The organism is Novosphingobium sp. (assembly GCF_027489515.1).
Lineage (GTDB): Bacteria > Pseudomonadota > Alphaproteobacteria > Sphingomonadales > Sphingomonadaceae > Novosphingobium.
This window is the reverse complement of record NZ_JAIXZS010000092.1, coordinates 1-20,614: the sequence shown is the minus strand read 5'-3', so window position 1 is coordinate 20,614 and position 20,614 is coordinate 1. Positions and strand designations below refer to the sequence as shown.

Genomic DNA, 20,614 nt, shown 5'->3' with positions numbered 1-20,614 from the left:
CGCAAGTTCACCAAGCAGATCGCCTTCAACGTGATCCCGCACATCGACAGCTTCCTTGATGACGGCTCGACCAAGGAAGAGTGGAAGATGGTCGCCGAGACCAAGAAGATCCTCGATCCCAAGATCAAGGTGAGCGCCACCTGCGTGCGCGTCCCCGTCTTCGTTGGCCACTCCGAAGCGATCAACCTCGAGTTCGAGGACGAGATTTCCGCCAAGGAAGCGCAGGATATCCTGCGCGAGGCGCCCGGCGTCATGCTCGTCGACAAGCGCGAGAACGGCGGATACGTCACCCCGATCGAATGCGTCGGCGATTTCGCCACCTTCGTGTCGCGCGTGCGCGAAGACCCGACGGTCGACAGCGGCCTATCGCTGTGGTGCGTCTCGGACAACCTGCGCAAGGGCGCCGCGCTCAACGCGGTGCAGATCGCCGAACTGCTCGGCCGCCGCCACCTCAAGAAGGGCTGACGCGCGGTTGTGCCGCCCCTTCCTTGCGGGGAAGGGGCGGGCCGATCACATCCCCATATGGGTAACGGTCGTCGTGGTCGTCACCCGGCCGCGCGGGGTGCGGTGGTGCGCCACGCGGCGGTGATGGACGGCGCGGCGATGATGCTTGACATGGCGCTGCGTGCGCGCAGCCGGAGCGCGGCGGACCACTGCTGGTTCCGCCTGATCGGTTGAAACGGTCGTCTGCACCTGCACCGGCTGGGCTTGTGCCGCCATGGCCGCATTGCGCGAAGAGGCGGCATCACTGGCGGAGACTGCAGCGGCATTTTCGGCGCGGTTCGCCCGGTCGTTGGCCATGTCGGTCTGCATGTTCGCGGCATCGACGTTCATCTGCGCGCGGGCCATGCCATTGGCCTGATCCTGCGCCTGAGCCTGCACTGCTTCGTTGTGCAGGGCCGCGTTCTTCTGCATCTGCCCCAGCGCCATGTCGGCGAGCGCGGAGGCGTGGATCGCATCTGCAATCGCTTCGGGCTTGTGCCCGGCAGCGAGGTTTTCCTTGGCGCTGGCGAGTGCTGCGTTGGCTTCGGCGGTCCGGCTGGGCTGCGCGGTCGACGTGCCCAGGCTTTCGGCGGTGGCGATCTTGGTCTGCGCTTCGGCAATCGCGGCCCGTGCGCGGTCGGCCTTGCCCTCGGCATAGGCGGGGGCAGCAAACGAAAGGCACAGGGCCGTGGCCATCAGCAGACGGCCAAGGGCATTGCGGCGGGGGGTGGTGGGACGATTCATGATCGTGAACTCCGCGCGGCCGCACGGAGCGTGAGACTGCGTCGGTCGGATAATGACCCACCTCGCGCGATGTTCCGCAGACCCCTGCCGCGGGGCCGCGCACGAAAGAAACGTCAACTCTGCTGATAGAGTTTCTTGCATTGCGGCGCGGCGCTCGCGGCCCTAATCCTCCCCCGGCACGAAAGGGACCCGACCACGGGACCTGCCGGGGGAATGCCATGCTGGCCCATTTCGATCTGCTGCACGGCATTGCCGGGCTGCTCGTGGGTTTTCTCGTTGGATTGACGGGCGTGGGTGGCGGTTCGCTGATGACGCCAATCCTCGTGCTGCTGTTCGGAGTGGCGCCGGGCACCGCTGTCGGCACCGATCTGCTGTTCGCCTCCGTCACCAAGGTTGTCGGCTCAACGGTCCACGGCAAGCGCGAAACGGTGGACTGGCACATCATGCGCCGGCTCGCGATGGGCAGCGTGCCCGCGGCGGTGATCACGCTGATCCTGATTTCCGATTTCGGAAAGATGAGCAAAGCCTCCAGCCACATCGTGCTGCTCGGCCTTGGCGCCATGCTCATCGTCACGTCCATCGCCACGCTGTTCCAGAAGCAGCTTGCGGTCATGGCCAAGCAACATGAGCGGCTTGACGACCGGCAGGCGCGCATTCCCACCGTGCTGCTCGGTGCTCTGCTCGGCGTAGCGGTCACGATGACTTCGGTCGGCGCAGGTGCCATCGGCGTAACCGTACTCCTCATGCTCTATCCGGCGCTGCGCGTTGCGAAGATCGTCGGCACCGATATCGCGCATGCCGTGCCGCTCACGCTGGTTGCGGGCATTGGGCACTGGGTGATTGGCGATGTCGATTTCGGCCTGCTTGCGAGCCTGCTTGTCGGCTCGCTGCCCGGTGCGGTAGTGGGGAGCATGCTTTCGACCCGTTCGCCCGATCACGTGCTGCGCCCTGCGCTTGCTGCTGTCCTGATGGTCTCCGGTATCCGGCTGCTCAGCCAGTGAGCGAGACCTATCCCGGCTTCGATGGTGCCCCTCTGGCTCTCCACCGCATGGGGCCGGAGCGCGGGGGCGGTCGCCCGGTGATCTTCCTCCATGGCCTGTTCTCCTCGGCGCACGTCAACTGGATCAAGTTCGGCACTGCGGCACAGCTGGTCGCCGCGGGCTTCCAGTGCCTGATGCCCGATCTGCGAGCGCACGGTGCCAGCGCTGCACCGCACGATCCCGCGGCCTATCCGCCCGATGTGCTCGCGCGCGATCTGGAGGCGCTGCTCGATCATCTGGCGCTCACCGACTATGATCTCGTCGGCTTCTCGCTCGGTTCGCGCACGTCTGCGCGCGCCGTGATTGCCGGTGCGCGGCCGCGAAAGCTCGTGCTGTCGGGCATGGGGCTCGAAGGACTGGCCGGCTGGGCGCGCCGCCAGCAGTTCTTCCTCGACATGCTCGATCGCTTCGGCACCATTCGCCCTGGCGATCCCGCCTATGTCGCGCAGCAGTTCCTCAAGACCATGGGCACCGACCCTGTCGCCGCGCGCCTCCTCCTTGGCACCATGGAGGATACCGACCCGGCGGAGCTTGCCGCGATCACCATGCCCACGCTCGTGCTCTGCGGCGACAACGACAACGACAACGGTAGTGCGGATCGTCTCGTCGAGGCGCTCCCCGATGCCCGCCGCGCCACGATCCCCGGAACGCACATGTCGAGCGTGACCGAACCCGCGATGGGCGCAGAACTGGTTTCATTTCTGACCACTTGACGCCGCGCGGCAGGTGGCTAACGGTCGCGGCAAGCGCCGCCGGAGATGCGGCGCAGTCGCATTGTCTGGAGAGACCCGATCCTATGAAAACCTTCATCTCGCTCGCCGCGCTCGCGGCTGCTCTCGTGGCCGCGCCCGCGCTTGCCCAGCAGGCTGCGCCCGATGCCACCACCGCTGAGGCGTGGATCAAGGCTGCCGATCAGGCCTACTTCGACGAGACCGTGCGCGCCGGCCGCGTTCAGTGGGTCTACGAAACCAACATCACCGACGATACCGAAGCGCTCGTTGCAGCCTCCAACGCCGAGCAGAACACCTTCATGGTGAAGACTGCCGCCGAGGCCGCGCGCATGGCCAAGGTCCCCGGGCTCTCGGCGGAAGACCAGCGCAAGCTCGTCATGATGCGCACCCAGATCACCAGCCCGGTGCCGACCACTCCCGGCGCGGCAGAGGATTTCGGCACCCGCCAGGCGCACATCCAGGGACTCTACGGCAAGGGCCACGGCACGCTGAAGGGGCAGCCGATCAACGGCAGCGATATCGAAGAGGCGATGGGCACCAATCGCAACCCCGACGAGCTCAAGGAAATGTGGCTTTCGTGGCACGACAGCGTCGGCAAGCCGATGAAGGACGACTACACCAAGATGGTCGCGCTCTCGAACGCGGGTGCGCAGGGGTTAGGTTTTGCCGATACCGGCGCACTGTGGCGCTCGAACTACGACATGGACCCGGCCGCCTTCGCCGCGCTGACCGAGAAGATCTGGAACGAAGTGCGCCCGCTCTACGTCCAGCTTCATTGCTACACCCGCACCAAGCTCAACGAGAAGTATGGCGATAGCGTCCAGAAGAAGACCGGCCCGATCCGCGCCGATCTCCTTGGCAACATGTGGGCGCAGGAATGGGGCAACATCTACGATGTGGTCGCACCCAAGGGCGCGGGCGATCTCGGCTACGATGTCAGCGAGCTGCTGGTCGCCAAGGGCTACGATCCGCTGAAGATGGTCAAGGCTGGGGAGGGTTTCTACTCGTCGCTCGGCTTTGCGCCGCTGCCTGAAACCTTCTGGGCCCGCTCGCAGATCACCAAGCCGCGCGACCGCGAGGTCGTTTGCCATGCCTCGGCGTGGGATATCGACAACAAGGACGACCTGCGCATCAAGATGTGCACCAAGGTCAACGGCGACGACTTCGTGACGATCCACCACGAGCTTGGCCACAACTACTACCAGCGCGCCTACAACCGGCAGCCTTCGCGCTACTACATGGAAGGCGCCAACGACGGCTTCCATGAGGCCATCGGCGATACCATGGCGCTTTCGATCACGCCGGAATACCTCGTCCAGATAGGGCTGCTCAGCCGCGACAAGGTGCCTGCGGCCGACAAGGACAACGGCCTGCTTTTGCGCCAGGCGATGGACAAGGTCGCCTTCCTGCCCTTCGGCCTCCTGATCGACCGCTGGCGCTGGGGCGTGTTCGACGGCTCGATCAAGCCGGAGGGCTATGAGGCGGCATGGAACCAGATGCGGCTCAAGTATCAGGGCCTTGTGCCCCCAGCCGAGCGCCCCGCGGATGCCTTCGATCCGGGTGCGAAGTTCCACATCCCCGCCGTCGTGCCCTATACGCGCTACTTCCTCGCTCGCGTGCTGCAGTTCCAGTTCTATGAAGCGGCCTGCAAGGAAGCCGGCTGGCAGGGCCCGCTCCACCGCTGCAGCTTCTATGGCAACAAGTCGGTCGGCGCGAAGCTCAATGCCATGCTTTCGATGGGCGCGAGCAAGCCCTGGCCTGATGCCCTGGAAGCCTTTACCGGCAGCCGCGAAATGAGTGGAAAGGCGATGATCCGCTACTTCGCCCCGCTGCAGAAGTGGCTTGAGGCGCAGAACAAGGGCCAGAACTGCGGCTGGTGAAGCGATGAAGCTCACGAGAAACCGCTAACGTTACGGGCTGATTGCAAGTAACCTTTGTCCGTTCTGACGACTCAGGGGGCAGTCCGGATGGTGAAGGGTACAAGCGGTGCCGATGTTCTGAATATCGAGTTTGGCGATACGGTTTCTGCAGGTGGCGGCGCCGACGTAATCAATGTCCTTGAGGGGGACAATTATTACGACGGCGTTGTCACACCTTATGGCATCATCAATGGCGGTGCGGGCCTTGACCGGCTAGTGCTGAAAGCACCCGAAAATGTCAGCGACGGCGATTGGATCTTCCACTTCAGCGATGTGCGCTCGATCGAGGAACTCGGCTTCACCAACAGCCTCATCCACTATGATCGGGCGCAGTTTTCGCTGACGCTTCCCGGCACGGCACAAGGTGTCGCGGCCGTGGGCAGGCCGCTCGCCATCTTCGGAAGCGCCGGCGGCAATGAAGTCGCTTGGGAGGTCACCGGCGGGATGGGATCGGCCACCGCGATCACCTTCCCGAGACTGACCTTCACCGATTTCGCGAAGGGCCAGTCGTTCGGAACCGGCTTTAGCCCCGATTATGTCGAGATCCGCGCCGGAGATGCCCTGGACTATGTCCTGCAGGCGTCCAATGTCATCGGCAGGCTGGGGATCGAGCAGGACCTGATCGGCAATGCCGGTGATGATACGCTGATCGGATCGGTGGGCGGTGATTATCTGTCCGGCAATGGCGGTGCCGACAAGCTCTATGGCAAGAGCGGCGATGACATGCTGGCGATCAGTGTCAATGCACAGCCGGTGGCAGGGGACTTGCTGGATGGCGGCGCAGGGACCGATTATCTCTGGGTGATCGGGTCGACGAGGACCCAGCCGGTCGTTTTCAACGGGACGCTGGTGTCGATTGAGGGCATCCGGTTGAGCTCGCTCGCCACGCTGTTGATCACGGCTGAGCAAATGGCGGCCTTGCCCTCGGCGCTCAAGATATCAGGCCGCTCCACCAGCACGCTGGCGATCAGCGATGCGCAGCAGTTCAGCGCGGCCAAGTTCAACTTCGTGGTCGATACAGCGCCGAAGATCATCATCGCCGGCACAGATGGTGCGAATGTCCTGATCGGTTCGTCGCGTGCCGACGAACTCAACGGCCTCGGCGGCAAGGATCGCCTGATCGGCGGCGACGGCTACGACCGGCTCCACGGCGGGGACGGTGCCGACCAGCTGACCGGCGGACTTGCCGGAGATGCCTTCGTGTTTGAAACGTCCGGCAAAGCTGCGGGCCGCGACACCATCGTGGACTTCAGTTCCGCACAGGGCGACGTGATCGAGATCGCCAGATCAGGCTTCGCCGGCGTCGTCGGCGGCGTGATCAACCTTACAGCGGACGAGTTCTATGCCGCCGCCGGCGCCAAGGCTGCGCACGATGCCAGTGACCGGATTGTCTACGATACCACCAGCGGTATTCTCTACCACGATGCCGATGGGCTCGGCGGCCAGGCTGCCGTCGCATTTGCCTTGCTGAAGGGTGCCCCGGCGCTCGCTGCCATGGACATTCTGGTGGTTTGACGCGCAGCGGCGCCAGCTGACTGCACCCCGCGCATACGTAATTCCCGGCGGCGGGTCCGGATGCGCCGGGTTGCCAGTCTTCCGCCAGCGTTTCAAAATGACGTAACGTCCGGGTGGGGGAGTTTGCGTGAGATTGGCCGTTCGGCAGGGGATGCTTGCAACAATCGGAGTGCTTGCCCTGCCGTGGTCGGCGGGCACTGCCGCGGCACAGCCTGTCACCTTGACCCCGTTGCTCGATCTGCGCCTGCATTCCGAATTCATCGATCAGGCCAATATCGCCTTGCCCGCCGATGCGCTGACCTTGCGCGCCCGCGCCGGTGCGGAAGTGGTGAGGGGGCCGCTGTCGCTGCTTGTCGAGGGTGAGGCGACCGGCGTCATTGTCGACCGCTACAACGATGGCTTCAACGGCCAGCCACGGCCCGTGGTGGGCGATGCCGGCAACGCCGAGCTCAACCGCGCGCAGCTGCGCTATGCGGACAAATCCCTTGCCCTCACGGTGGGGCGCCAGCGGCTCGATCTGGCCGACCAGCGCTTCGTGGGGCCTGCGCCGTGGCGACAGAACGAGCAGACCTTCGATGCGGTGCGCGTCCAGTGGACCGGCCTCAGGTGGCTCACCTTGGATGCGACATATGCCTGGTCGGTCCGCACGGTGAACGGCAACAAGGGCACGCCGACCCGTCCGCAAGCGATCGCTGGCGACAATGTTTTCGCAATCGTCAGCTATGCCGCGCCGGTGGGCACGCTTTCCGGTTTCGCCTATCTCGTCGATCAGGATTCCGCCGCGCTTGCGGGCTACCGGCTTTCCAGCCAGACCTACGGTGTGCGCTTCACCGGCACGCAGCCGCTGGGGCAGGGCTGGAAGCTCGGCTATATCGCGAGTTTCGCGCGGCAGAGCGATTTTGCCCGCAACCCCAACCGCTATGCCGCCACCTATGCGCTGGCCGAGGCCAGCCTTGGCCACAAGGTCATCACGGGCACGGCGGGTTTCGAGGTGCTTGGGGCAAGCACCGGCGCGCCGCTCACCAGCGTGCAGACCCCGCTTGCCTCGCTGTTCCGTTTTCAGGGTTGGGCGAGCAAGTTCATCACCACGCCGCCCGATGGCCTGCACGATGCCTATGCAACGCTCGCGGCAAACTGGAAGCGCAAGAGCCTTGTCAGCAACGTCGGCCTTGGCGCCACATGGCACCACTTCACGAGCGACCGCCAGATGCGCCGCTATGGCGACGAGCTGGATCTGATCGCATCGCTTCGCATCAGAAACGCCTCGCTCGCAGCCCGTCTCGCGCACTACATGAGCCGTTCCTATGCGGTGGATACCGACAAGGTTTTCGTCACGCTCGACTGGCACTTGTGAGACCGAGACCGCGCAAGGGGTTTGCCTTTGCCCGGGTCTTTTGATCGTGACACGGCTGGAACAGGTGGTAAGCGCGCGCCATGCTCAAGCAGTTCGTCCACTACAAGCGCTTCGGCCGTTTCAGGACCTTGCTGAACCGGCGCGTTCCGGCCCCCCGCGGTCCGCTGCCGCGGGTGATCCACATGTACTGGCAGCAGGGCTTCGATGATGTGCCCGAAATCGTCAGGCGCAGCGTGGCCTCCTGGACCGAGATGAACCCCGGCTGGGAGGTGAAACTGTGGAGCGGCCGGCCGTTTGACGAGTTTCCGGTGCCAGCCGACATGACGCTCAACGCCTATGCCAATCTCGTCCGCCTCAAGCTGCTGCGCGATGAAGGCGGGGTCTGGGCGGATGCCACCTCGATCTGCCGGGTAGCACTCGATAACTGGTTGCCGATGGTCATGTCGCACTGCGATTTCTTCGCGTTCAGCGAGCCGGGCCCGGACCGGCCGCTGGCGAACTGGTTTCTGGTGGCGCGGCCGGGCAGTCTGATCGTGACCGAGTGGCTGGCCGCTTCATGCCGGTTCTGGCGCAATCAGAAGCAGATGACCCGTGTCTATCACTGGCATCACTATACGTTCGACTGGCTGCTGCGCACATCGCCCGCATTTGCCCGCGCGTGGGCCGAGACGCCGCGGATCAGCGCCTCGCCCTCGTTTCCGCGGTGGCAGGGGGAGCCGGTGGCATGGGTGCTGAAATTCACCCACAAGGCCAAGTCCGGCGATTATGCGGCAACCCTCAAGTATCTTGAAACCGTTTCAGGGAAGGCTCCGGCCTGAAACTGCTCCAGGCGCTCAGCGGAATGGCGGCTCGTTGAAGGCGCGCAGTTTCCGGCTGTGGAGGCGGGCACCTTCGGCGCGCAGGAGCGCGCATGCGGTGGTGCCGATGGCGAGGTGGCTGGAGATCGCCTCCTCGTAGAAGCGGTTGGCCTGTCCGGGCAGTTTGAGTTCGCCATGCAGCGGCTTGTCCGAAACGCACAGCAGGGTGCCGTAGGGCACGCGGAAGCGGTAGCCCTGCGCCGCGATGGTGGCCGATTCCATGTCGATCCCCACCGCGCGGCTGAGGCTGAGGCGGCGGGCGGAGTGCGAATAGCGCAGTTCCCAATTGCGATCATCTGTGGTGACGACCGTCCCGGTGCGCATCCGCCGCTTGAGGTCTGATCCGCCTGCGCCGCTCACGATCTCGGCAGCGCGGGCGAGCGCGACCTGCACTTCGGCGATGGCCGGGATCGGGATTTCGGGCGGCAGCACCGGATCGAGCACGTGATCATCGCGCAGATAGGCGTGCGCCAGCACATAGTCGCCGATCTTCTGGGTGGGGCGCAGGCCGCCGCAGTGGCCGATCATCAGCCATGCCTCTGGTCGGAGCACCGCGAGGTGGTCGCAGATCGTCTTGGCGTTGGAGGGGCCGACGCCGATGTTGACCAGGGTGATCCCGCTGCGGTCGGGCGCGACGAGGTGGTAGGCCGGCATCTGGTGCCGGCGCCACGCGGTGTCCGACATGCGGGCGCGGGCATTCTCGGTTGCTTCGGTCAGGTGGAGCCCGCCAGCGCCCGAAAGCGCGGTATATTCGCCCGAGCCCAGCTGCTTGCCAGCCCAGTCGACGAACTCGTCGACATAGCGGTGGTAGTTGGTGAAGAGGATATAGCGCTGGAAGTCCTCGGCCGGGGTGCCAGTGTAATGGACAAGGCGGGCAAGGCTGAAATCGGTGCGCAGGCCATCGAACAGCGCGAGGGGCAGGGGACCATCGCCAACGTTGTATTCGCCGTCCGCGATCTCGTCGCCGATGTGCGAAAGCTCGGCATTGGGGAAGTGACGCGCAAGCTCCTGCGGCCCGACGCTGCCCATCTGCGCGCCGAGGCTGCCATCGAGCACGTAGGCAAAGGGGATTTCCTGGCGCGAGACAGCGGCCTCGATCGTCACGTCGAAGCCCTGGAGGATGATCGCGAGCTGCTCGGCGAGATAGTCGGCGAACAGGGCGGGGCGCGTCACCGTGCAGGCGTAAGTGCCCTTCTGCGCAAGGCGGCCGAACGAATGCCCGGTCGGCTCGATGCTCGGCTCGCCCTCGAAGTGGATGCGCAGCTCGGGATAGCAGTAGCTGCCATCATGCCGGCGCTCCTCCGGCGGCAAGGTGCCCTTGGCGGCAAAGGTCATCACGTCCTCGCGCAGCCGGGCGACCGAGGCGGTGTAGATGCGCGTGAGCTCGTCGAGCACGGAGGCGATATGATCCATGCCCAAGGTGTAACTGCGCGGCGTGACCTTTGGAAGTCGGGTGATCAGCGCATTCGTCTGAGCACTTTCGTCGCGACGACATGCGCCTTCAGGTCTTCCGGATAGAACCACACCTCACGCAAGTCGCCATTGGCATAACGGCCCACCTGATCGCCGAAATGCGGTGAGGCAGGATCGGCGCTGGTCCCGCCGATGCTGACCGCGCGGGCGCGGACCTTCGGGCCAAACTCGACCACCGCGACGAAACTGTTGCCGCTGGTGCCGTACATCCGCTTCGTCCCCGGATAGCGCTGCGCCCCGAACGAGGCGAGGCTGCCCCAGTTGCCGCTGGCAAACGGGATCGGTGTGCTGGGCTTTGCGTCGTTGAAGACCTGCGCAATCGCGCCGTCGTTCCGCTGGTAGCGGTTGAGCGCGCCCCATTGCACCTGCCACGAGCCGAAATCGCTGACGAGCCGGTTCACCGCATCATCAAGCGCGGCGAGGCGCTGGGCATCGGTGATCCGGTTGTTCATCCGCTCCCACAGGCTTTCCTCGTCGCCATCATCCAGCTTCGAGACGCGAGCCCACAGGGCCTCGGCAAACCCGACGGCGAGGCTGGTGGCGGCGGAGTTCAACGCCCACTTGTGATCCCAGCCCTTCAGCAACGCGATGGGCCCGTCGCGCCTGGCATCGGGCGCGGCGGCATGTGCAGCGAACAGCGGTGGGAGCAGGCGGTCGAAGGCGGGAAGGGCAGGATCATACGCCGCCGCCATCAGCTTCTCGAGCGTGAAGTCGCTGCGGCCTGTCAGCACTGCGCGGGCATGGGCTTCGCGCGCGTTCTGGCCCGCCTCGTCCATGTAGCGCGGGTACGCATCCTGCTTCGGGCTGTCCGCGCCGGCTGCCGTCCATGGCGCGTTGTTGACGTTGAACACCCAGCCGTTGGCGGGATTGAGCACGTTCGGCAGGCTCGAGATCCGGTGGATGCCCTGCCACCGCGCAGCCGGGTTGCTGCCATCGACGGGTTTGCGCCAATCGAGGCTGTTGTCGCGGATCGGAATGAACTGCGGATGGAGATAGGCGATCTCGCCCTTGGCATCAGCGAACAAGGTGTTGTTGCTGGAATTCGCCTGAAGGGCGGCGACCCGGAGGAAGCTCGCCAGATCGCTGGTCTTGGTGCGCAGGAAGCTCTGCTCGAGCGCAGGGACGGGGCGGTTCATAAGGGCATAGGTGATCCACTTGCCGCCCTCCTCGCGCACCACAGGGCCATGCTCGCTCGCCCAGGTGGTGAAGCTGCGCTGGCTCATGCTGCCATCGCGCTGGCGCACCGCAAGCGTGACGGTCTGGCTCTGGAAAGGCATCACCACGTCGCCCACCTTGTAGGCGGGCGGCTGGCCGGGCTGCTGCACCACGGTTTCGGCGAATTCGTCGACCCGGTCAGCTCCGGTGGTGGTGTGCATCCAGCCGGCGTTCTGGTTGAAGCCCTGATAGATGAAGAACTGCCCCCAGGTTGCCGCGCCGTAGGCATTGAGGCCCTCGTCGCTCGTGACCTGCTGTTCGGCGCGGAAATAGAAGCTGGTGTGGGGATTGATGAGCAGCAGCGCATGGCCATCGGCGGTGCGCGAAGGCGCGATGGCGATGCCGTTGGAGCCCGCCGGTTCCTTGAGGCGGCGCCCGAGTTCCTCATCGGTCATCGCGACCTGGCGGCGGCCGTAGAACGCCTCGAGCTGCGAGAGCGGCACCCGCTCGATATCGCCGCCGATGCTGCCTTCGGTGAAGCTTAGCGCCATCCAGGGTTCAAATTGTGTGAGGACTTTCGGTTTTACCTCCGGATGGTCGGCGAGGTAGGCGTTCAGACCGGCGGCCCAGGCGTCCATGAGCTTGCGGAGCCAGCTCGGACTTTTCGCGTAGTCTGCCTTCAGCGCGACCGGGTCGATCCACAGCCGCTGGCGCAGGTCCTGCCACACTGCGCTTTCCCCTTCGGCTTCGGCAAGGCGGCCGAGGCTGACAAGGTAGTTGCGCTCGATTCGAGGGAAGTCATCTTCCGCCTGCGCATAGATCATGCCGTAGATCGCATCGGCATCGGTCTTGCCCGAGATGTGCGCGATACCCCATTCGTCCCGTTCGATTTTCGCTTCACCGATTATTTCGGAACTTTTCCCGGCGGAGTTAACGGGGATGGCCCCGACGAGGAGTGCCGCAACTACGACAGCATGTGCACGCTTCATTACCTGCTCCCGATCAATTGTTCTCTCGATCTAACGCCAAGTGCTTGGCACGTAACGCGAATTCTTCAAGCGCTCAAAATTCCGGTCATCTGCAGAACACGCAAATCTTTAGGATAAGAGTTAACGCCTTAGGGGTCTTCCGCAGCCATTGTACTTAAAACGTCCTTGGGCATGCTCTGCACATATGGCGTGAAGCCAAGGAGAGACATGATGGGGATCATCGGAACTACCGGCACGGGCCTCGACCGTGCCATCGATCTCATTGCCAATGATTACGGCCTGAACATGGGTGCCTCCGGCATGGCTATCCGCGAGGGTGCGGCTGCTGCAGATGCCATGAACGGCCTGATCGTGAACGCGATCAAGACCCTTGGCCTTGCCAACGATGGCGAGATCACCGTCTCCGACATCTACTCGCTCAATTCCTTCCTGCGCAGCAATGCGCTTGGCAAGTTCACCCTGCTTTACGGCACCGACAAGGACGGCGTCGAGACCGGCTTCCAGCGCGTCTCGGGCGAAGGCGCGGTCACGCGCCTGTTCGGCGAGGCTGGTATCGACCGTGTGCTGGAGGGCATCTACGATATCGCCTTCGAGATCAAGGACGGCCACCTGACCTCCCCCAGCAACTACTGGGGTCCCGGCGTCGACGATGTGGCGCACTGGCTCAACACCCTGCTCGCGCCCGAACTGGCGGCCGGCACGCTCAAGAACAGCAAGGGCGATCCGCAAGCACACGGCACCACCGGCACGGGCCTCGATCTCATCACCGAGCGGCTGCTCGATGATATCGGCCTCAATCACCGCATCTCGCAGAAGCAGATCAACGATGCCGCCAAGGCCGCCGACGGCATGGCCAAGATCATGCTGCAGGCGATCAAGGAAACCGGCGTCGCCGACGACAACAAGCTCGATTCGATGGACATGGTCGACCTCAACCGGTGGATCATCGTCAACAAGCTCGACGAGTGGACAAAGCTCCACGGCGACGATGAGGGGGCGTTCGAGAGCGGCCTGCACTATGCGCAGGGCGACGGCGGGCGCGACTACATCTACGGCGACCTTTCGGTCGATACCGTCGCCGACGGCATCTATCACATCGGTTTCAAGATCAGCGGCGACCGGTTCGAGAACGAGGACGGCAACGCCAACCAGCGCATCAGCGACACATCCGACTGGATCAGCCTGCTGCTGGCCAGGGACCTTGCCTCAGGCGCGCTCCATTCGAACCATGCGCCGGTCGATGCGGCCTCTCTCAAACCCAATCTCGTGTTCAGCAAGGCGGGCCTTGTCACCGATGACGGCGCCAAGGGCGCGGTGGATCTGGGCAAGCTCACCGCCACCAGCGTCGCGGAAGGCACGATCGCGCTCGATTTCGTCGCCAACCATGCCGATGACGGCGACACGCACGTGGTGTTCTCGAAGGACGGCGCCTCGAACGCGGATGGCGATATCACCGCCTTCATCCGCGATGGTCAGCTCTATGTCCTGCTGCAGGATGGCAGCCGCGACTGGTGGCTCAAGGCCGAGGACGTGACGATCGAGAGCGGCCGTCAGTATTCGCTGGCGATCACGTTCGGCCAGGATGGTCTGGGGATTTTCCTCAACGGCAAGCGTGTCGCGGCGGATGTCGATGCGACAAGCGGCCTTGGCCCGAACTTGCGCAATCTCGTGCTGGGGGCGGGCACCTGGGGCCGCGACAGCAGCCATCCCAACCAGCTCGACAGCCACCTCGATGGCAAGGTGGGCAACCTTGCCGTCTACGACCGCATCCTCGATCCGTTCGAACTGCGTGCGATCAACCATTCCGGCGTCCTGCCGGTTGAATGGAACGGTAGTGCGGCGTTCGAGGGCGACCAGCCCGCCGTGCGCGCCGGCACCGGCCTGAAGGGCGAGGTGTTCGACCGCGGCACCAGCTTTGATTCGATCGACGACCTGATTGCCCAGACCGCGACCAAGACGGCGAATTACCATCTCACCGCGACGACGGTGAATTTCGGCGGGTTCAAGGAGGTTTCCACGCTCGGCCAGTTCCTCGATGGCAAGGCCAGCATGACCGATGGCGGTGCGGATACCGCGATGAACACCATCGGGCTCAGACTTCAGGGCTACATCTGGCTGGAGAAGGGCCAGCATCTCCTCAACGTGCGTTCGGACGACGGCTTCCTGCTCAAGCTCGGCGGCGACGAGCTTTCGAGCTTTGCCGGCAATCGCGGTTTCACCGGCACGAGCAAGACGATCACCATCGAGAAGTCCGGCCTCTATGCTGTCGATCTCTATTACTTCGACAACACCGGGGCCGAAGGCCTGCGGCTCGAACTTGATGGCGATCCGGTCAGTGCGGACCGGCTCTACGCCTCGATCGACGACTACAAGGCGGCGCTTGCGGCCAATGGGGCGATGCCGGCGAACGGGCTGCCCTATGCCTATGACGGGCCAGTGGGAACGACGGGTACGGGGCTCGACAAGCTGATCCAGATGATCGGCGAGGATGTTGGTCTCAGGAACAATATCTCCGCAACGCAGATCCGCGAGGGGGCTGCGGCGGCCGACAAGCTCAATCACATCATCATCGATGCCATCAACGCCACCCGCGCTATGGATGACGGGCACGTGACCGTGGCGGAGACCTACGACCTGTCGGAGTGGATCCGTGCGAATGCCAAGTCGGCCTTCACAGCCGCGCATGGCAACGACGAGAACATGATTGAGACTGGCTTCCACCTGGTCCAGGGGGATCACGGCGCTAGCTACCTGCTGGGCGAAAGCGCGATCGATACCGTGATGGACGGCATCTACCACATCGGCTTCGACACCAAGTGGGACCGTTTCGTCAACGAAGACGGCAATGCCAACGCCCGGGTCGAAACGGTGACCTACTGGCTCAACGAATTGCTCGGCACGACGCCGCTACCCGCGCCCGGGCCGGGCACGGCGCCGCTGGTGGGCAGTGCAGCGCAGCCAAATGTCACGGTCAATTCGGGTCTGAACGTCAAGCTGGCTGCCGAAGCCATTTCGCTCACACTGGGCGGCAATGCCGTGAACGGTGCCGGCAATGCCAAGGACAACACGATCAAGGGCAACGCCCAGTCGAACATGCTCGAAGGTGGTTCGGGCAACGATATGCTCATCGGCAATGACGGAAACGATACGCTGATCGGCGGCGCGGGTACCGACACGATGGCAGGTGGCCTTGGCGATGACACCTACTTCCTCGACACTACCGGAGATGTCGTCAAGGAATCCTCTGATGCGAGGGGTGGACACGATACCATCCATCTCGGCGGCACGGCGTTCACTTCGTATGTTCTGGGCTCGTTCGTCGAGGATCTGATGATCGACACGGTCGTAGCGATGAAGGCGACCGGCAACGTCCTCGACAACACGATCCGCGGCGGGTCAGCCGCGGATATCATCCTTGGTGGTGATGGCAACGACACTCTTTATGGTGCGAGCGGCGCGGATACGCTCAATGGCGGCACCGGCAACGATCTGCTCGACGGGGGCATCGGCGCCGATGTGATGACAGGCGGAGTCGGCAACGACACATTCGTGGTCGACAATGTGGGCGACAAGGTGATCGAGCTGGCGGGGCAGGGTTACGATACCATCCGTGCGCAGTTCAACATCACGCTGGGTGACAATATCGAGTGTCTCGAGCTGATCGGCGCGGCCACGCGCGGCACCGGCAATGGTCTTGCCAACACGATCAAGGGCAATGGCTCCAACAACGTGATCGACGGCAAGGGCGGCGCGGACACCATGTTCGGGCAGGGCGGCGATGACACCTACTTTGTCGACAACGTGGGCGACAGGGCGATCGAATCGGCCAATGCCGGCAAGGACACCGTCATGGCCAGCGTCAGCTTCACGCTGGGCGAGAATGTCGACCAGCTGGTGCTCACGGGAAGCGGCGCGATCAACGGAACTGGCAATACGGGGGCCAACTACATTGGCGGCAATGATGCTGCCAACACGCTGAACGGCGCAGCAGGCAATGATATCCTGCGCGGTAATGGCGGGGCGGATAGCCTCGTTGGCGGAGCGGGCAGCGACATGTTGACCGGTGGTGCCGGGGCAGACCGGTTCGTCTTTGCCAGCATCGCGGAATCGACCGTCGATGTGAAAGGCCGGGACCAGATCCTCGATTTTTCGCATGCCGAGGGTGACCGGATCGACCTTTCGAAGATCGATGCCAACAGCAGCGATGCGGGCGAGGGCGCGTTCAAGCTTGTCACTGCGTTCGACGGTTACCACGGCGCGCTCACGATCACCGCGAAGGGTGGCGATTGGTTGGTTCAGGGCGACCTGAACGGCGACAATTTGGCGGATTTTTCGATCCTGGTGACAAGCGCCACCGCGCTGGTCGCCGCCGATTTCGTGATGTGAGGGGGCACGCCAGACGAGGCGTTCGGCTGGCCCTCGCGGCTTGTGTGGAGCCGGACGCCTGCTAGTCTGGCGCTGAATGGCGCACATACTTCTTGGATGGGAACTGGGCGGAAACAGCGGCCATGTCCGGCGTCTGGCGGGCCTTGCGCGCCGCTTGCTGGCGCAAGGTCATACCCTGACCCTGGCCGTTCAGCGCCCCGATGCGCTGCGGGTGGCGCGCGATCTCGAGGGCCGCGTGGCAATCCGGCAGGCGCCGGTCTGGCCGGGGCTGTGGCGCCACGGCGGCGCGCAGCCCGCCGGCTCGCCCGCAAGCTTTGGCGATGTGCTGGGTAATCTGGGCCTCACCGATTCGGGTGTGGCGGAGTATCTGCTGCGCGCGTGGGATGGGCTGCTCGCCGATGCCGGGCCTGCACTTGTCGTAGGCGATTTCGCGCCTTTGCTGCTTCTGGCCGCACGCGGCCGGATCCCGCGTGTGGCGGTGGGCACGGGCTTCACCGTCCCGCCGGCGGACGGCCCCTCCTTCCCCGCCTTTGTCCCTGGCACCGCGCCGCGCTTCGACGAGGCGCAGCTTCTTGCGGTCGCCGAGCGGGCGCTGGAGCACCTGCGCTGGCCGGCGCTGGAACGCTTGCCGGCGCTGATGGGTGCCGAAGCCGCGCTGCCGGGGGTGTTCGATCTGCTCGATCCCTATCAGGGTCGTCGCAGCGAGCCACTGCTGCCGCCGTTCCTTTCCCGTGATCCGGGGCTGGCCGGGGAAGGCGATGCGGTCTTTGCCTATCTGCCGGGCCTTTCTACCGGCAGCGTGGCGGCCGAGGCGCTGCTCGCTGCCGCGCGCGCGGGGCTCAAGGTCGGGCTTCACGCGCCCGGCATGGCCGATGCCGATGCAGCGGCACTGGCCGGGGGAGGCGTCGGCCTTCTGGCACAGCCGCTGCCGATGGACGCCATTACCCGCCAAGCGCGCGTGCTGGTCTGTGCGGGTGGGCAAGGCATGGTCTCCGCGGCGCTGGCGGCAGGGCTGCCGCTGGTGGTCGCACCCGGCAGCATCGAGCAGGAACTCACGATAGCGGCGTTGGCGCGGGCAGGACTTGGGCGAGAGCTTCGGGACGCGAGCGATGTTGTCGATGCCGCGCAGGATCGGTCCGCTGCGGCGCGCGCGCTTGCGGCGCGCAGCCATTCCGTGGTGACTGCGGGCGCCTATGAAGATGCCGCGCTGCGCGCGATCGGGCAACTGCTGACCTGATCGGACCAGTTCACGGTTGCGCGACGGACAGAAACTGCGAAACACTTGCGTAGTTCTGAGAGTATCTCGAAGTAATCATGCGGGGCAGATGATGGCAATTGATGCAATTCTCCTGAACGGCAGCGCGGGTGACGGGGAAACCATCAATGTCACCGTGTCCGAAGCCATCGAAAGCGGATTTGCCCTGGGCCGTTTGCAAGCCACAGCTGCGTCGGGTGCGAAGTCGTTCTCGTTCGAGCTGGTCGATGATGCCGGCGGCGCGGTGTTCATCGAGAAGAGCCAGCTGCGCCTGACCGAGGGTGCGCGGCTCGACTTCGATCAGGGGCAGAGCTTCACTGTTGCAGTCAAGGCTACGGCGCCCGGAGGGGAAACCTTCACCCGAACCTTCGTCATCGGGCTCAGCGATGATGGCGTGAACGTGGTGCGCGGCACGGGGGGAGTCGATGATCTCACCCTGCCGGGCGATGGCTTCGCAGTGCCCGGCGCCGGGGACGATATGGTGCGCGGCGATGGCACGGTCGTGTTTTCCGGGGCGCGCTCCGATTACGATATCACGGTGGTGGGAACCGGCAGCGACGGTTATGGCGGTGGTCCGGCCAATTTCGAGGTCACGGTTCACGATCTGCGCGATGGCGGGCCGGATGGCACCGATCTGGTCATTACCCGCGCGGTCCTTCCTGCCAGCTTCCGCTTCGCCGATGGCGACTGGAGCCTGAGCCAGCTGCAGTCGAACGGTTCGAGCGGGCTCGAACTCAATGGCCGTCACCTCGAGATCGACGCCTATGTCAACGAGCTGGCGGCGGTGGGGACGTCGCTCGGCCAGATCTCGATGCGCGGCTTGCCGGCCGACCAGTTGCCCATGATCAGCAGCGTCGAGGTTCAGGGTCGGCGTGAGAACGGGCAGCTCGATTCTCTGAGCGGGGACAGACTGCCCCTGACTGTCGATGGCGCAGGCAAGCTGGTCGTCGCCGGAGAGCTCGATTTCGAACTCTACGAAGAATATGTCGTGCGCGTCTCCTACTCCGACGGCAGCGGCGGCGGGTTGGTAAGCGACGTGCTGCGCGTTGTCACCCAGGACGGCAACGAACAACCGGTGCTCGCGTCAGCGCCCGGTGCCAGCGGGGCGATCACCGTGGCCGAGCATTCGGCCCGGGATGGGCGAGTCCTGCTGGGCAATATCATTGTCGGCGATCCCGATGCGGCGGCGCCCATCCTGCGCTATACGCTGTCTGGCGCGGATGCCGGGCTGTTCGAGGTGATCGGCAACCAGTTGTTCCTGCGCAAGGGTGCCGTGCTTGATTTCGAGGGGCACCGCGACCTCGATGTGAAGCTGCTGGTGACCGATACAGCCAGCGGTCAGGCCGCGCCGACGCCGACGGTGCTCGATATCAATGTCGTGCTTGGCACGCTGCGCGGCACGGTGGCCGGGGACCGACTGGGCGGCAGTGCAGGAATCGACCGGATCGAAGGGCGCGGCGGTGCGGATCTCGTGCAGGCGGGCGATGGAGCGGACACTGTCAACGGCGGCTTCGGCAATGATCGGCTGCAAGGGCAGGGCGGCAATGACAAGCTGACCGGCGGGGCTGGCAACGACCGGCTGGAAGGCGGTGACGGCAACGACACGCTGACCGGTGACGGCGCCTCGACCTCCGCGGCGAGCAGGCTTTCCTGGCGGGAGGCAGCAACCCTTGGCAACGAGATCGGCACCAGCTTTGCTGCCACTGCGGGGGAAGCCGATGTCACCGTTGCGGTGACGCGCGGCCCCGGCTTCGTCAAGGCAAGCGTTTCCCCCGATCTGCAGTTCGTTGCAGCTGGCGATGGTATCGTTGCGACGCGCTCCTCGCTCAAAGTGGAAGGGCTTGACCAGTCACCGGCGGCCACGCTCGATATCCGGCTCGATGGTGGCACGGGCGCCACCGCGCGCGATCTGGCCTTTCGCATCAACGACATCGACACCGGCGGGCACATCGACGTGTTGACCGTGCGGGCCTTTGCGAAAGACGGCAGCGAGGTGCCGGTCACGCTGACAGCGGCGGGCAACGAGACCGTCGCAGGCAACAAGATTACCGCCGGGGAAGGGGGCGATCTCCAGTCCGATCCGGGCGGCTCGGTCCTCGTCACCGTGGCTGGTCCGGTCGATCGCATCTCGATACTCTACGAGAACGGCGGCGCGACCGATCAGGCGATCTGGATCACCGATCTGGTCTTCACCACCGAAACGCTGAGCAGTGCCGCGAACGATACGCTCGATGGAGGCGCCGGGAACGATACGCTGAACGGCAATGGCGGTAACGATATCCTGCTTGGCGGTCTGGGTGCAGACATCCTGCTCGGCGGGGATGGCAACGACAGGTTGACCGGAGGCGCCGGGAAGGACCGGCTAACCGGCGGGCTGGGCGCGGACAGGTTCTTCTTCGACACTGCGCCTGCTGCCGCCAATCTCGATACGATCAGCGACTTCACCCACCGGATCGACGATATCGTGCTGGCAAAGTCGGTCTTCTCCGCAATCGGGGCGAAGCTCGACGCGGGTGAATTCCTGGCCTCGGCCACCGCGACCAAGGCGCAGGATGCGGACGACTGCATCATCTACAACACCGCCACCGGGACGCTCTAGAGCGGTTTTCGATCAATCTGGATCATATCCGCATGAACTGAAGTAGTTGGCGCATTCATCTGGCTGGAAGATGTCGACGAGCCTTCCGATAAGGTCCCACAGGCCATTTACGGT

At 64.5% G+C, this 20,614-nt stretch carries 13 protein-coding genes and 1 pseudogene; 10 read left to right on the top strand and 4 right to left on the bottom strand.

The features are described from left to right. A partial coding sequence (locus tag Q0082_RS16080) for an aspartate-semialdehyde dehydrogenase (protein WP_298194557.1) occupies positions 1-465 on the top strand: 465 nt, incomplete at its 5' end. A 45-nt stretch (positions 466-510) separates the two neighbouring features. On the opposite strand, the gene Q0082_RS16075 is transcribed toward Q0082_RS16080, so the two are convergent. Beyond that, entirely contained in the window at positions 511-1,227 is a 717-nt protein-coding gene (locus Q0082_RS16075; RefSeq protein ID WP_298194556.1) for a hypothetical protein, read from the bottom strand. Positions 1,228-1,445: 218 nt separating this feature from the next. Here Q0082_RS16075 and Q0082_RS16070 point away from each other — a divergent pair, with 218 nt between their 5' ends. The 6 genes from Q0082_RS16070 (at position 1,446) to Q0082_RS16045 (ending at position 8,604) form a co-directional block, all read left to right on the top strand. Continuing rightward, entirely contained in the window at positions 1,446-2,228 is a 783-nt protein-coding gene (locus Q0082_RS16070; protein ID WP_298194554.1) for a sulfite exporter TauE/SafE family protein, read from the top strand. Positions 2,229-2,275: 47 nt separating this feature from the next. After that, positions 2,276-2,980, top strand: a complete 705-nt coding sequence (locus tag Q0082_RS16065) for an alpha/beta fold hydrolase (RefSeq protein WP_298194559.1) — start codon at positions 2,276-2,278, stop codon at positions 2,978-2,980. Between the two features lie 83 nt (positions 2,981-3,063). Further along, positions 3,064-4,878 (top strand): M2 family metallopeptidase, encoded by a 1,815-nt coding sequence (locus tag Q0082_RS16060; protein ID WP_298194552.1) that lies wholly within the window; start codon positions 3,064-3,066, stop codon positions 4,876-4,878. A gap of 87 nt (positions 4,879-4,965) precedes the next feature. Further along, complete coding sequence (locus tag Q0082_RS16055; RefSeq protein WP_298194551.1) at positions 4,966-6,432, top strand: hypothetical protein; 1,467 nt, start codon at positions 4,966-4,968, stop codon at positions 6,430-6,432. A gap of 169 nt (positions 6,433-6,601) precedes the next feature. Then, complete coding sequence (locus Q0082_RS16050) at positions 6,602-7,786, top strand: alginate export family protein (protein WP_366522573.1); 1,185 nt, start codon at positions 6,602-6,604, stop codon at positions 7,784-7,786. A gap of 80 nt (positions 7,787-7,866) precedes the next feature. Beyond that, positions 7,867-8,604, top strand: a complete 738-nt coding sequence (locus Q0082_RS16045) for a capsular polysaccharide synthesis protein (protein WP_298194539.1) — start codon at positions 7,867-7,869, stop codon at positions 8,602-8,604. A gap of 15 nt (positions 8,605-8,619) precedes the next feature. Here the strand turns inward: Q0082_RS16045 and Q0082_RS16040 are convergent, their stop codons facing one another. Together Q0082_RS16040 and Q0082_RS16035 are read right to left on the bottom strand one after the other, a co-directional pair. Continuing rightward, positions 8,620-10,056, bottom strand: coding sequence for an AMP nucleosidase (locus Q0082_RS16040; protein WP_298194537.1), 1,437 nt, complete (start codon positions 10,054-10,056; stop codon positions 8,620-8,622). Between the two features lie 44 nt (positions 10,057-10,100). After that, a complete protein-coding gene (locus Q0082_RS16035) occupies positions 10,101-12,260 on the bottom strand; it encodes a penicillin acylase family protein (RefSeq protein ID WP_298194535.1) in 2,160 nt (719 codons plus the stop codon). Positions 12,261-12,467: 207 nt separating this feature from the next. Here Q0082_RS16035 and Q0082_RS16030 point away from each other — a divergent pair, with 207 nt between their 5' ends. The 3 genes from Q0082_RS16030 (at position 12,468) to Q0082_RS16020 (ending at position 20,500) form a co-directional block, all read left to right on the top strand. Beyond that, positions 12,468-16,646: a LamG-like jellyroll fold domain-containing protein gene (locus Q0082_RS16030; protein WP_298194533.1), complete on the top strand. Its 4,179-nt coding sequence runs from the start codon at positions 12,468-12,470 to the stop codon at positions 16,644-16,646. Between the two features lie 76 nt (positions 16,647-16,722). Further along, a complete protein-coding gene (locus Q0082_RS16025; protein WP_298194531.1) occupies positions 16,723-17,883 on the top strand; it encodes a glycosyl transferase-like UDP-glucuronosyltransferase in 1,161 nt (386 codons plus the stop codon). Between the two features lie 88 nt (positions 17,884-17,971). Further along, the gene (locus Q0082_RS16020) at positions 17,972-20,500 is read left to right on the top strand and encodes a calcium-binding protein (protein ID WP_298194529.1); all 2,529 of its coding nucleotides are present in this window, start codon (positions 17,972-17,974) and stop codon (positions 20,498-20,500) included. 12 nt (positions 20,501-20,512) lie between these two features. Here the strand turns inward: Q0082_RS16020 and Q0082_RS16015 are convergent. Further along, positions 20,513-20,614, bottom strand: a pseudogene (locus tag Q0082_RS16015) (IS630 family transposase); the annotation flags it as partial.